Origin of the sequence: Neptuniibacter sp. SY11_33 (genome assembly GCF_047778025.1) — a bacterium.
Lineage (GTDB): Bacteria > Pseudomonadota > Gammaproteobacteria > Pseudomonadales > Balneatricaceae > Neptuniibacter.
On the sequence record NZ_CP180543.1, the window covers coordinates 86112 to 99899 of the forward strand.

14 protein-coding genes are annotated in these 13788 nt (G+C 45.2%); 11 read left to right on the forward strand and 3 right to left on the reverse strand.

What is annotated here, in order from left to right; all coding sequences use genetic code 11:
* The first annotated feature begins 249 nt into the window (after nucleotides 1–249).
* The 9 genes from ACMXYV_RS00375 to ACMXYV_RS00415 all read left to right on the forward strand — a co-directional run bounded on the left by ACMXYV_RS00375 (nucleotide 250) and on the right by ACMXYV_RS00415 (nucleotide 8405).
* Complete coding sequence (locus tag ACMXYV_RS00375) at nucleotides 250–1065, forward strand: ABC transporter ATP-binding protein (protein ID WP_415889809.1); 816 nt, start codon at nucleotides 250–252, stop codon at nucleotides 1063–1065.
* The gene (locus ACMXYV_RS00380) at nucleotides 1062–1775 is read left to right on the forward strand and encodes an ABC transporter ATP-binding protein (RefSeq protein WP_415883032.1); all 714 of its coding nucleotides are present in this window, start codon (nucleotides 1062–1064) and stop codon (nucleotides 1773–1775) included. The genes ACMXYV_RS00375 and ACMXYV_RS00380 overlap by 4 nt, the downstream gene beginning before the upstream one ends.
* Before the next feature lie 108 nt (nucleotides 1776–1883).
* Entirely contained in the window at nucleotides 1884–3098 is a 1215-nt protein-coding gene (locus tag ACMXYV_RS00385) for an ABC transporter substrate-binding protein (protein WP_415889810.1), read from the forward strand.
* Between the two features lie 156 nt (nucleotides 3099–3254).
* The gene (locus ACMXYV_RS00390; protein WP_415889811.1) at nucleotides 3255–4142 is read left to right on the forward strand and encodes a branched-chain amino acid ABC transporter permease; all 888 of its coding nucleotides are present in this window, start codon (nucleotides 3255–3257) and stop codon (nucleotides 4140–4142) included.
* An 11-nt stretch (nucleotides 4143–4153) separates the two neighbouring features.
* Complete coding sequence (locus tag ACMXYV_RS00395; protein WP_415883035.1) at nucleotides 4154–5080, forward strand: branched-chain amino acid ABC transporter permease; 927 nt, start codon at nucleotides 4154–4156, stop codon at nucleotides 5078–5080.
* An 89-nt stretch (nucleotides 5081–5169) separates the two neighbouring features.
* Nucleotides 5170–6351, forward strand: coding sequence for a thiolase family protein (locus tag ACMXYV_RS00400; RefSeq protein ID WP_415889812.1), 1182 nt, complete (start codon nucleotides 5170–5172; stop codon nucleotides 6349–6351).
* 127 nt (nucleotides 6352–6478) lie between these two features.
* Nucleotides 6479–6781: a DUF3144 domain-containing protein gene (locus tag ACMXYV_RS00405; protein WP_415889813.1), complete on the forward strand. Its 303-nt coding sequence runs from the start codon at nucleotides 6479–6481 to the stop codon at nucleotides 6779–6781.
* Nucleotides 6782–6902: 121 nt separating this feature from the next.
* On the forward strand, nucleotides 6903–7433 hold the full coding sequence (locus ACMXYV_RS00410) for an REP-associated tyrosine transposase (protein WP_415889814.1): 531 nt from the start codon (nucleotides 6903–6905) through the stop codon (nucleotides 7431–7433).
* A 144-nt stretch (nucleotides 7434–7577) separates the two neighbouring features.
* On the forward strand, nucleotides 7578–8405 hold the full coding sequence (locus ACMXYV_RS00415; RefSeq protein WP_415889815.1) for an endonuclease/exonuclease/phosphatase family protein: 828 nt from the start codon (nucleotides 7578–7580) through the stop codon (nucleotides 8403–8405).
* 32 nt (nucleotides 8406–8437) lie between these two features.
* Here ACMXYV_RS00415 and ACMXYV_RS00420 read toward each other — a convergent pair whose 3' ends face one another.
* Entirely contained in the window at nucleotides 8438–8944 is a 507-nt protein-coding gene (locus ACMXYV_RS00420; RefSeq protein ID WP_415889816.1) for a hypothetical protein, read from the reverse strand.
* A gap of 201 nt (nucleotides 8945–9145) precedes the next feature.
* A complete protein-coding gene (locus ACMXYV_RS00425) occupies nucleotides 9146–9610 on the reverse strand; it encodes a hypothetical protein (RefSeq protein ID WP_415889817.1) in 465 nt (154 codons plus the stop codon).
* Nucleotides 9611–9875: 265 nt separating this feature from the next.
* Between ACMXYV_RS00425 and ACMXYV_RS00430 the strand changes: the two genes are divergently transcribed.
* A complete protein-coding gene (locus tag ACMXYV_RS00430) occupies nucleotides 9876–11549 on the forward strand; it encodes a methyl-accepting chemotaxis protein (protein ID WP_415889818.1) in 1674 nt (557 codons plus the stop codon).
* A gap of 114 nt (nucleotides 11550–11663) precedes the next feature.
* Here ACMXYV_RS00430 and ACMXYV_RS00435 read toward each other — a convergent pair whose 3' ends face one another.
* Nucleotides 11664–12098 carry a DUF6746 family protein gene (locus ACMXYV_RS00435; protein WP_415889819.1) on the reverse strand — a complete coding sequence of 145 codons (435 nt, stop codon included), beginning with the start codon at nucleotides 12096–12098 and terminating at the stop codon, nucleotides 11664–11666.
* Between the two features lie 278 nt (nucleotides 12099–12376).
* Between ACMXYV_RS00435 and ACMXYV_RS00440 the strand changes: the two genes are divergently transcribed.
* Nucleotides 12377–13576, forward strand: a complete 1200-nt coding sequence (locus tag ACMXYV_RS00440) for a hypothetical protein (RefSeq protein ID WP_415889820.1) — start codon at nucleotides 12377–12379, stop codon at nucleotides 13574–13576.
* The last annotated feature ends 212 nt before the right edge of the window (nucleotides 13577–13788 follow it).

Consider the following 13788-nt stretch of genomic DNA (forward strand, 5'->3'; position numbering starts at 1 on the left):
TTCACGTAAAGGTCAATAAAGGAATTCCTGTATTTTTGTAAATATTTTAACCGCTTTTGTAAGTTGCTGAAAAATATAAACTAAATCGTAAATTTGTCGTTTTTTGCAGTGCGAATACGACTAAAGTTGTACTGGATTTTATGTAGGGGTAATTGCTAGGTTGGGCGACAGCTTATCAGCATTTAGCCGTATTTTTAGGTTGTTGCGCTGGTTAAATAAAAATAAAAAACAGCGAGGATCAGAGTCTGCATGAGTGTCGATTATGTACTGCAAACCTCAGATTTGATTAAAGAGTTTAAAGGCTTTACTGCGGTAGATAAGGTCAACTTGAACGTCGAGCGTGGCAGCATTCACGCCTTGATCGGGCCTAATGGTGCCGGTAAGACGACCGTATTTAATTTGTTGACCAAATTTTTAATCCCAACGTCCGGTCAAATTCTTTTTAATGGCGAAGATATCACCCAGATGCGTTCCGCCGAGATCGCACGTAAAGGGGTGATCCGTTCTTTCCAGATCTCTGCGGTGTTTCCACATCTAACGGTGCTGGAGAACGTCCGTATTGCCCTTCAACGCAAAGAGGGCAACAGCTTTCACTTTTGGACGTCTGACAAAGTCTTAGACAAGCTTAATAGCCGTGCGATGGAGCTGCTTGAGTCGGTAGGTCTACAAGACCACGCGAACTCCGTGACCGTCGATCAGCCTTATGGTCGTAAACGTGCTTTGGAGATCGCAACCACATTAGCCCTAGATCCAGAACTGATGTTATTGGATGAACCGACTCAAGGTATGGGTCACGAAGATGTTGAAGTGGTGTCGGACCTGATCAAACAGGTCTCTAAAGATCGCACCATTTTGATGGTTGAGCACAACCTGCATGTGGTTTCCAAACTGGCGGATCGTATCTCTGTTCTGCAGCGTGGCGCGATTCTTACTGAAGGTGATTACGCTACGGTATCAACCGATCCACGCGTTAAGGAAGCTTACCTGGGTGTTGCGGCGGATGAAGAACCAGAAGCTGCCAAGCCTGCTGAAACCTCTCCTGAGAAAGAGGAGATTGTGGCATGAGCTTAGGTGGCAACGAGAAACTTCGTATCAGTGATCTTCACTCCTTCTACGGTGAATCACACATTCTGCACGGCATCGATATGCATGTGATGCAGGGCGAGCTAGTAACCCTATTGGGTCGTAATGGCTCAGGCCGTTCAACCACGCTGCGTTCAATCATGAATATGGTGGGGCGTCGTAGTGGCAGCATCAATGTGAATGGTCGCGAAACCATCGATATGCCGGCGCACAAAATCGCGCATTTAGGTATGGGCTTCTGCCCGGAAGAGCGCGGTATTTTTTCCAGTTTAAACGTGGAAGAAAACCTGATGCTGCCGCCGACTGTGCGCAGTGACGGCATGAGTGTCGAAGAGATCTATGAAATCTTCCCCAATCTTTACGAACGCCGAACCAGCCAAGGCACACGCCTATCCGGTGGTGAACAGCAGATGCTGGCTTTAGCCCGTATCTTGCGTTCGGGCGCAAATATTTTGTTGCTCGACGAGATCACTGAAGGTCTGGCGCCTGTGATTGTGCAGAAGTTGGGTGAGGTTTTAACCAAGTTAAAAGAACGCGGACTGACCATCTTGTTGGTAGAGCAGAACTTCCGTTTTGCGGCACCGATTGCGGATCGTCATTACGTGATGGAACACGGTCATATCGTGGAAGAAGTGCACAAACATGAGCTGACCGAGAAAACAGAATTACTAAACACTTATTTGGGTGTTTAGGGCCTTTATGTCCAGAGGCTAAGTGAATGACCCGAAGATGTGCTGGGTTAAACCACAAAGCATCAAACTTTAAATAAAAATAAAAAACTCTAATCGGGAGAAAATGCGATGAAATCAATGAAGAAATCTCTGCTGACAGCGGCAATTGCCTCTACATTCGCAGTAACAGGGGTGCAAGCGGCAGGTGTATCAGACGACAAAGTCAAAATCGGTGTATTAGCTGATATGGGCGGTGTCTATGCTGATATCTGTGGTGCAGGCTGTGTTACAGCAGTAGAGATGGCGGTTGAAGATTTTGGCGGTACGGTACTAGGTAAACCAATTGAAGTGGTAAGTGCCGACGACCAGAATAAACCAGATATCGGTTCTGCAAAAGCGCGTGAATGGGTAGAAAGCCAAGGCGTTGATGCGGTTACAGGTCTGGTAGCTTCTTCAGTAACGGGTGCGGTAACTAAAGTGCTAACAGACAACAAAAAAGTTGCTTTGATCGCTACTTCTGCATCTCATGCGTTCACCACTAAGGCGTGCTCACCTTACAACGCTCACTGGACTTACAACGTAGTTGCGCTAGCTAACGGTACAGTAAAACCGATGGTAGCGGCTGGTAAGAAGAAATGGTTCTTCATCACTGCAGACTATGCCTTCGGTCATGCCCTAGAGAAAGTCGCAACGGGCGTAATTAATTCTAACGGCGGGGAAGTGGTAGGTGCTGTTCGTGCTCCACTAGGTACAACCGACTTCTCCTCTTACGTTCTTCAGGCGCAATCTTCTGGCGCAGACGTAGTGGCGCTAGCCAATGCGGGTGCTGACTTCGTTAACTCCCTAAAAACAGCAGCTGAGTTCGGTTTGACGGAAACAACTGATGTTGCAGGTTTGTTGGTATTTACTCACAACGCGAAAGCTTTGGATCCTGAAATCTCTGGCGGTATGAAACTGACAACAGGTTTCTACTGGGATATGGATGATGAAACACGTGCTTGGTCTAAGCGCTTTAAAGAGCGTCACGGCTCTATCCCAGCAATGGGGCAGGCGGGTGCTTACTCTATGACAATGCACTACCTAAACGCGATCAAAGAAGCGGGTACGGATGATGCTGATGCGGTAATGGCGAAGATGAAGGCGAACAAGCCGAACGATTTCTTCGCGCGTAATGCTCATCTACGTGCGGATGGCCGTATGGTGCATGACATGTATCAAGTACGTATCAAGACATCCAAAGAGCGTAAAAACGAAGACGATATCTTCGCAATTGAGCAGGTCATCCCAGGTGACGAAGCATTTGGTCCGATGATGGATAAATGTAACTTCCTGGCTGCCAAATAAGGCGCTTGTAAGATGGGAGAGGTGACTTTCGCCTCTCCCATGGTAAGTCAGAGTTTTGAGCTATTCGTAGTTCTATATAGCTCTCTTAGCGGATTGTAAGTACCGGTTAGCTACAAATGTATCTGTGGCGCAGTTGCCGGTTAGGGGTGGAGAGTTATGGCAACATTCCTCGATATAAATCTATTTGGCCTTTTTGGTCAGTTGCTGGTGGGCCTAATTAACGGTTCATTCTATGCGTTACTCAGTCTGGGTTTGGCAATTATTTTCGGACTGTTGAAAATCATTAACTTTGCGCAGGGCGCGCTCTATATGTTGGGTGCCTTCTTTGCGTGGATGGCCCTTAACTATATGGGCATTAACTATTGGGCTGCGTTAATTCTCGTCCCGATCGCCGTGGGCTTTATCGGCATTTTGATGGAGCGTTTTCTGCTGCGTCCAATTGCCAATGAGGATCACCTCTACAGTTTGCTGCTGACCTTTGGCTTAGCGCTCATTCTTCAGGGGGCGTTTACCCACCTGTTCGGTTCCTCGGGTATGTCCTACGCGATTCCAGAAGAGCTGAAAGGCGGTAACCGTCTGCCATTTATGTATCTGCCAAATTATCGTGCTTGGATCATTATCGCGTCGATCATTGTCTGCGCTGGTACTTGGTACATGATCGAGAAAACTAAGCTGGGTGCCTACCTGCGTGCAGGTACAGAGAACCCGCAGTTGATGCAGGCATTTGGTATCAACGTACCTTTGATTGTCACTCTGACCTTTGGTTTTGGTGTGGGCTTAGCTGGTTTTGCCGGTGTGATGGCCGCGCCGGTGTATTCAGTATCACCTGATATGGGGTCCAACATGTTGATCGTGGTATTCGCCATCGTGGTAATTGGCGGTATGGGATCGATCGGCGGCGCAATCCTGACCGGCTTAGGCATGGGGGTTGTGGAAGGCCTGACGAAGTACTTTTACCCCGAAGCCTCGACCACCGTTATTTTTGCGGTGATGGTGATTGTATTGCTAACCAAGCCTGCGGGCTTATTTGGTAAAGAAGCCTAGGAGACGTGACGATGAAAATAAGTAAAACAATGATTGCACTGGTCGTCCTTGGATTGATTGCTCCTTACGTGCTTTACCCTGTGTTTGTCATGAAAGTGCTCTGTTTCGCACTGTTCGCTTGCGCATTTAACCTATTGTTGGGTTATGTGGGTTTGCTCTCTTTCGGCCATGCCGCGTTCTTAGGGACCGGCGGCTACATTACCGGTTATCTGATGATGGAAACCGGTGTAACACCCGAGTTAGGTGTGTTGGGTGGAACCTTAGCAGCGGCTTTACTAGGCGCTGTGTATGGTAAGTTGGCGGTGAAACGTGAAGGTATCTACTTTGCTATGGTCACGCTGGCGTTAGCGCAGTTAGCCTTCTTCGTTTACCTCCAAGCACCGTTTACTGGTGGTGAAGATGGGATGCAGGGCGTTCCGCGTGGGCATCTGTTCGGTTTTATCGACCTGAGCGATAACATGAGTATGTATTACTTCGTGTTTGCCATCTTCCTGTTTGGTTTCTGGTTGGTAAATCGCACGATCCACTCTCCGTTTGGTCAAATCCTTAAAGCGATCCGTGAAAACGAAGCGCGTGCGGTGTCTCTTGGTTACAACGTTAACGACTACAAATGGGCAGCATTTGTGATCTCTGCTGCACTAGCAGGTCTAGCCGGATCGACGAAAACCTTGGTATTCCAGCTGGCTTCTCTAACCGATGCTCATTGGCATATGTCCGGTGAGGTGGTGTTGATGACCCTGTTAGGTGGTATGGGCACAATCTTTGGCCCAATCGTAGGTGCCGGTGCGGTTGTGACTATCCAGAACTACTTGTCCGGTGGTGAGTTGGGTAACTACATCCATATCATCATGGGCTTTATCTTCGTGATCTGCGTACTAGCGTTCCGTAGCGGTATTGTTGGTGAAGTGCAGAAATTCATGAAAAAGAACTTTAGCTAAACTTAAACCAAAGGGGATTTAGACGATCCCCTTTTTTGTCTCTACAAGTTGACGTTAACGTCAATATTAGAAAGTTATAAGGTGGAAATATGAGTCAGGATGCAGTCGTTATTGTAAGTGCCGCGCGTACTCCAATGGGTGGCATGATGGGATCATTAAGCGATGTTCGCGCTCCCGATCTATGTGCTACTGCGATCAAAGCTGCAATTGAGCGTGCAGGTGTGGCTGCTGCTGATGTCGATGAAGTGGTTATGGGCTGTGTTTTGCCTGCTGGTTTAGGTCAGGCGCCTGCTCGACAAGCATCGCGTGCTGCAGGTATTCCTGATGCTGCTGGTTGCACCACCATCAATAAGATGTGTGGATCGGGTATGAAGGCGGTGATGTTGGCTCATGATCAGATTCTAGCGGGCTCTGCTTCTATCATGGTCGCGGGTGGTATGGAGAATATGAGTCAGTCACCGTATTTATTGCCAAAAGCCCGTGAAGGCATGCGCATGGGTCACAGTAAGGTGATCGATCATATGTTCTTTGATGGCTTAGAAGACGCTTATGACGGCGGCTTAATGGGCTCGTTTGCACAAAAGAGCGCGGACGATTTCAAGGTTACCCGTGAAGCGATGGACGACTTTGCAATCGGCTCTCTAGAAAAAGCGATTGCTGCAATCGAAGCCGGTGAATTTGTCGAAGAGATCGCAGCCGTGACGATTAAGACCCGCAAAGGCGAAGTAGTTGTCGATACCGATGAACAGCCAGGTAATGCGAGGATCGATAAAATCCGTAGCCTAAAACCAGCCTTCAAAAAAGACGGCACGGTAACTGCGGCGAACTCCAGCTCGATCTCCGATGGTGGCTCGGCCCTATTGCTGATGAAAGAGTCCGAGGCGAAAGCTCGTGGTCTATCGCCGCTAGCTAAAATTGTTGCTCACTCGACTCATGCACAGCTACCTGCTGAATTTACCATTGCACCGATCGGTTCTATTCAGAAAGCGTTGGATAAAGCGGGTTGGTCGAAAGAGGACGTGGATCTATTTGAGATCAACGAAGCCTTTGCCGTGGTGTCTATGCTGGCGATAACCGAACTAGGATTGGATGCCGACAAAGTCAATGTTCGTGGTGGAGCATGTGCACTGGGTCACCCGATCGGCTCAAGTGGTTCTCGCATTATGGTGACGTTGCTGCATGCGCTGAAGCAGAAAGGCCTGAAGCGCGGAATAGCCTCGCTTTGTATTGGCGGTGGCGAAGCGACAGCGGTCGCGGTTGAGATGCTCTAATCACTGTTTAACGTCTTAGCCATTGGTGCAATACGCTTCGCTATTGCACCTTACCTATTGTACAGTTGAGCTCTTTTGTAATGGGGCGGGTTATTGCCCTAACAGTTTTTGAATAGGGTGGTGCTGTATGAGTCAAAAAGAAAAGGCGATGGATACGTATAAAATGGCAGACGAGTTTATCGATCTTGCTAACCGTATGTTGACTGCCGAAGGTAAAGAACTTGAAGATGTAGGTGCAGCCATTCGTTACGCTGCAGCGCGTTTTAGCTCCCACGAGGTAGCTTATCGCTCAAGCGATCTAGCGGCAGAAAAGAAAGACGCAGTCGATTGGTACACTAGCCACTTTAACGAAATGCTAAACGAAAACTTCGATCAGCATATCGAGCACATTGCTGCGGAAAAAGAAAAAACTGCAGCTGAAAACCACTAAGCTATATCGCTTCTGTAGGGTGCAATAGCGAAGCGTATTGCACCTTAATTAGCGTAATGGTAGCTATGGTTGTAGGGTGTAATAGCGGAGCGTATTACACCAAATAATACGGAGACAAAGGATGTCTAATTACCGTAGAGCATGGATGTCAGGCGGTACTTTTTTCTTTACCGTAAATCTGTACCGTAGAGATACAGATCTGTTAGTAACCCACATAGCAGTTTTACGTGAGGCGATAGCTCATGTTGCCAAACGTTACCCCTTCACTATTCATGGTTGGGTTGTCCTACCTGATCATTTGCATGCATTAATAAGTCTTCCTCCAAACGATCAAAACTACCCATTACGTTGGCGTCTAATTAATAGTTATTTTTCCAAGAGTATACCTAATCAAGAATCTCGTTCTGAAAGTCGTGAAACACGAGGTGAACGGGGAATTTGGCAACGCAGGTATTGGGAACATATGATTCGAGATGAGCAAGATTTTAAGGCTCATATGGATTACATCCACATTAACCCCGTTAAACACGGGTTAGTAACTAGGGTTAAAGATTGGCCTTATTCAACATTCCATCGTTTGGTCGAAAGTGGATATTATGAAGAAAATTGGGGTGTCAGCCACTTTGCCGATATTTTGAATTACCAAGATTGAATTGTTGAAGTACTGGCAAAGTGTATACATCCGTTAAAAATCTAAAACGGTGTAATACGCTCCGCTATTACACCCTACATAGTTGATCCCCCTGCCTGTTCTGGCTTACGCTCAACGCATCATTTCGATGTGGAATCTTGCAAAATGAAGGGTGCAATCAAACTGCTGGGCTTGGCGCTGTTCTCTCTGGCATTGTCAGTCCAAGCTGATAACCATAAGTTAAGTATTTTGACATGGAATGTGTGGTTTGATGACCGCAGTGGCGAAAGCCGATATCCATTGATTCTGGACGAAATATACCAGCAGAATGCTGCTATTGTTGCGCTTCAGGAAGTGACCCCCAAGTTCATCGGTCTGTTAGAAAAACACCGGTTAAACGAACGTTACCATGTTAGCTTTTCATCGCAGATAAGTAGATACCAAAACATAACCCTCACTAAGCTCCAGCCTGAAAGCCATGAGGTCATAAACCTAAATTCTGATATGGGCCGCAAGGCTTTGATGGTTCACCTGAAAACGAATGATCACTGTGATGTAGTCGTCGCTAATCTGCACCTTGAAAGCCCACTAGACAGTTCTGATCTCAGAGTCGAACAGATTGATCAAGTAGTCGAAGCGCTTCCATCAAATCATCTAGCGATTTTGGCGGGTGACTTTAATTTTGGGAATAAGGCTAAGAATGAGAAGGCTGCTCTGCAGTCATTCTATGATGCTGCAACGACCTATGAGTGGATCAACACCCCAACGTACGATGTCGATCTGAACTTATGGGCTCAGCAAACAAAATTTTGGTTTGAAGATAGTCGGCGGCTTGATCGCGTGTATCTGAATACGCCAAACGCTTTAGAGCAGAAATATACACTTGTGGGCCAGCTCAGAATGGGAAAAGAACAATTCCTGTCTGACCATTACGGCGTGAAATTTAGTTTTGGGTTAAACGAAGCGCAAATAGATAAGTTCTGTAGAAAGTAGGGTGCAATAACGCAGTTACTACACCCCGCAGCTTAACTATTATGGTAAGTGAGGGTTTTGTTTATGTATTTGCGCAAACGGTCTTCACAAACCCCCAACGCTTTTTTGCCATTGCGAAGAACTGAGTCGGTGTATTTTTGGCGAGCTTCAGCATTTACTGTTTTGTACATGTTTCTTAAGGCCGCTTGGCTTTTATCCATATTGGATAGAAAAACCACGCACCTAGCTTGGTCCTGAGATATCTTTGTATAGCCAATAATTTCATTCACTTCGCTCAAGCTAGGGCCTTCCCAATCACATACACCTCTATCACGCATGGCTTCAAAAATGACTTGGCCCTCCCAAATTTTATCTTTTGCACGGACCGCTTTGGTTTTGGCTCTATCGTATTCCCCTGAATCATACAGATCATAAGCATCGTTAATTGAATCCTGAGCTTTACGCAGTTTTTCAAGGGCGTCATCCGCTTGCGCTGCGCAATGTGCGAAGGTTATGGATGGCAGGATTGCGATCAGTAGAGTGATAAGAAGTTTGTACATCAGTTTTCTTCCTGAATGACGACGAGATGGCTAAATTTAGCGCTATTGTACATAAGTTTTCGGATTAACAATTCTTTCATTGGAGTACTCAACAATTGTTTCTATTTCTGACTTAGGACGGACGCTTTTCGATGATTACCAGCCAGATATCTGTCTGGCAGTTACACTAAAAAATGCCAAATTGGAGGAATTCCTAATAGCCTATGGCTGTTCCTCAGTCACAACTTTTGTAATTGAATTATCACGCTCAAAGTATTTCACCCAAGCCGCAAACACTTTAGGTGTAAATGGCAGTTTAAGATCTTTCCCTAAGAGTGGAAAAACAATCAGTAGCAGTAGACCTATTGAAATGTAGATGACGCTACCAGTGGTCGTGAGAAAAGATATTACAGAACTGAGTATTAGAAAGACTGGATTATCGCCATCTCTTGCAACTATCCCTAGAGAAAACTGCAAAGTACCGATTGCGACGGCATAAGCGATAATTGTGATACAGAAGTCGTAACATCGAACAGCATGCCAGCTAGCGAACTGTTTTGACGTTTTGCGTAGCGCTAAATAGCAAAGTAATGGCGCGAAGAAACCAAGGAAATATGAGATGTATCCTACTGCTAGGGTGATAAGCGGGATGGATGCGGCAAGAATTCTTTCGGGCCAAGAAATCATGGGTTGTCCTTAACTGATATAGCCTTCTTCATGAAGACCTTGTGAAAAAGAATCTTACGTTAATTTTATTTTCAGTTCATCGTTCTTCAGGTGTAATAAACTCCTCTATTCAGTTCTCTCTATAGAAAGCGCAGTATCTAAAGCCCTGCTATTATCCCCTATAATTTGCATGCTTTTTATACACAAAAATGCAATCGAATAGAAATATACGAGTAACACCGATTCTCTAGCATCAGCGGCTCTGCTAATTAAATTGGAAGTAGTCATGAGCCTAAAGCTGAAAATGCTTTGCCTGTTTTCCATCGCGATGATCTGTATGTTTGCCATTGGCCTATCGATGTCGCTCAACTATCGGTCATATATCAGCAAACAAGAGCAACTGAATAGCTTTTACCAAACCATGCTGGAAGATACCCAGCAGCTGCAGATGGTACTTCTACAGCAAAACGAAGCTTGGAAGAACCTGCTCATTCGTGGCAAAAACAAACAGAAGTACAATCTCTATCTGGATCGTTTCACAACCTTTGAAAGAGACTTTCAAAAGAAGATTAAAGCCGTAGGCGAGCAAGGTGCTGGCTTTCCTAAAGTGACCGAAGCATTGAATCAACTAGCTGCTAGTCATTTCCAGTTAGGCCAAAAATATCGCACTGCCTTACCGGTTTATCAGTTAGCTGATCGTGAGCCTGCTCGTACTGCGGATCAATATTTGGATGGCGCGTTTACCGTGCCAGAGCAACAAATGGCGAATGTGGCAACGTTGGTCAGAGCGAAAAAGCAGGAGGCGTTTGCTCAGGCTGAGCAGGTGCTGAAACAACAAGAGCAGTGGATTATTATTGTTGGTAGCCTTGCAGGTTTCTCTATTCTTATCGCCTTTACCTATATCCTGCTGCGTACAGTAATTACACCGATTAAACAGTGTTCTGGCATGTTGGAACAACTCGCCTCGGGTGAAGCGGATATCAGTAAGCGGTTAGAATATAAACAACAAAACGAACTGGGCGAGATGGCGACATGGTTCAATCAGTTTATTGATAACCTCACCGCTATTACCCATGAGATCGATCAAGCAGCGGATCTGTTGTCAGAAAATACCTTGGCATCTACGCAAAACACCAGTGAAGTGAAAACCTTGGTGGGTAAACAGCAGGAAGAAATTTTACGTATTAGCAGCTCGATTGATCAGCTTGCGCAATCAGCGTGTGAGATCGCACTGAAAGCTACCGAGGCACTCAAATCGGCAGAGAATGCGCAACAAGCGACGGTTGCTACGTCCGATATCATGGCTGAGATCGACGGTACTGTGACCGAGCTCCATCACAGTAGTCAGCGCAACGATCAAGAGATGCTGCAGCTGCAAAAGCAGATTACCGGCATCAATAATATTCTGGAATTTGTTACCGAAGTCAGTGAGCAGACTACGTTGTTGGCTCTGAATGCAGCTATCGAAGCTGCGCGTGCGGGTGAGCATGGCAAAGGCTTCTCGGTCGTAGCTAGCGAAGTCCGTCATTTGGCACAGCGAACCGCTGAAGCAACCGAGTCGATTAGACTATCAACCAACCAGATTAACGCTGCAGCGACTCAAGTATCCAACGAGATCCAATACAGCCAAAAACAGGTATTGGGGATTGTAGCGTTAACCGAAAAAGCGAATACCCATATATTCCAGATGCAGGAACGTATCGAAGATATGAACCATATCAATCACACCATTGCTGATTCGGCAAATCATCAAAATGAGGTCACTCAGCAGATCCAAAGTAATATCTGCAGTACTAAAAATGCGGTATCTCATGTGATGGATTCAGCGATGCAAAGTACATCTAGTAATGGTGATCTGGCGCAGATGTCGGTTCATCTTAAGCAGCTATTGAATAGCTTTAAAGGTGGTGAGCATAAAGGCCAAATGGCTACGACGGCTGGAGATGTTGAGCTGTTTTAATATGAACTAGCTTCGCAGCTAGAGAAAAGGAAGATATTTAGATTTTATGGGAGGCGCGTATTGTTAGTGATATTTCACCGACTATATGCGCCTTCCATTGTAACTAGGTTTAACTTACTTAGCTGCTTTCTGCGCGATGCTGTTATCCCAAGAGTTATAGATAAACTCGCTTGCTAGTTTGAAGTATGTATCTAGCTCTTTCTTTGTTTCGTCCTTGCGGTTGTTTTCCGAGTTAAGGTGAACTTCTTCAACAACTACAGCAATTTTTTCCATCAACTCTTTGTCACTGCCTGTAGATTGCTCAGCAAAGTAGGCAACGCTTTTCTCTAGTGAGTAAGTGATGATGTGAATTTCATGCAATTCTTCTGCATCCAGCTTCTGCTTACCTTTCATCTCCAATGTTTTCTCAATGAAAACGGTTTTTGCATCGCTGAAAGAGGATATATCAGCGATTTTAAGGTGCTGAACGGGTTTACCATCAGATACGCCGCTTGCTTGAACGGATGTGGCAAATACAAGAGCAAAAAATAGTCCTGCTAGTTTTTTCATTTTGATTCTCCAGCACTCAGTTAATCAGAAGGTTAAACATCGCGGTGCTATTCAATGCTAACGAGAGGCGCAATATAAATGATAGTAATTAGCATTACAATAATTGAGAGTAGGACGCCACTTCGTGGCTAGAGATCGGCTTCGCCTTTTAGGACGCTAACGCTAGAGGACGCCGCTTCGCGGCTAGAGAAAAGGCTGATTGTGCGGAAGTTGCTTAGAGTTTGAGTCGGTTGGTATATTGTGGCGCTCTAATGAACCCGAATTAAATGGATATTAATGTGTCTTCTAATGCAAATATAGAAATCCCTAGTGAATTACACCAACTAGATTCGTTCTTAAAACATCTAGATCGAGATTTTGTATTGTGGATTCGTGAGATTGAAGAGCATCTATATGTGCTCGAAAATATTAAGGTTCCTTGGTCTGATGAGCTTATATTCTTAAACGACCAATTACGGAAAGTAACTCCAATATTCAGTAATAATTCCAGAATCACTGAGGATTCATTAGAACATCTGTATCTATTCCAGGATGCTTGTACTGAATTTAGGCAAAAAAGTATTACTGAGATTAATCAGAAAAACTTCTCAGAAGAGGCTGAGTCTCTCTTACAAGTAATCAGTTCTAAGGCAAAGAAAGTTAGTACAGAAATAGCTCGAGTTCGAAATATTGTTGAAGGGAGAATAAATAAGACTTCGATTCTTGAGTGGGGGCGTCGAGTTGGAGAATTAGAGAGTACTGTTTCTGAGATAAACATTCTCATTGAAGCGTTAAAAGCCTCTGAGAAACTGCCCTCTGTGAAAGATATTCAGCAAGCTAGCATTGATGTTAGAAGCGCCTCCGAGCGGCATACAAGGATTATTGAAGAGGAGGCAGATGAGGCAATTGATAAAATAAATAAGCTTGCTGGGAGTGTGGCGCAAAATAAAGCAGTTGGAAATTATGAATCTGCTGCTGGTAAAGAAAAATTACAGGCTAATTGGTGGCGAGCAGGTGCGCTCGCTTTAATGTTTATTTCTGCGTATATACTCGCGTCTTCAGTTTTTGACCTGCCTTTTGCGTCATCATTATCTAAGGTAACTTCCATCAGCCCAGATGGTACGAAAATAGAGTCGTACGAATTTAATCAGTATGAAATCGGTCTGAAGCTTTTACTGTCAATCCTCCTCACTGCTCCTGCTGTCTTTTGTGGTAGAGAATCTGCAAAGCATAGAGTTAAGCAAAATGCATATGAGCAGATTGCTATGAATGTAGGAACAGCAAATATTCTGTCAAAACAGTTAGGCCCAGAGTCACATGATGAAATCATTAAAGAAATGGCAAAGCGCCTGTTTGCTAGTCCCGTAGGCGTAGATGCAAAAGGTGTAGCGGCCGATCCTGTCCCTCTAAACACAAATGAATTGCTCCTTAAGGTGGTTGATAAACTGGACTTTAAACCTTCAAAAGAGACAGATAAGACATCAGAAAAAGCGAAGTAGTAGACTGTATAAAACGTATAGTCGTATTGCCCCTAATTCGTTTCAGAGCCCTGTAACATTCAGGGCTTTGTCGTTTTTTGAGTTCGTGATGATTCAACTTAGATGGCCTGCTGAATTTTTTACTTATGCCAATTTAGGGTTCTACTAACTTGTTCCTCTAGGCACAGCCGTCCTCTAGCCACGTAGTGGCGTCCTAAAAGGCGTAGCCGATC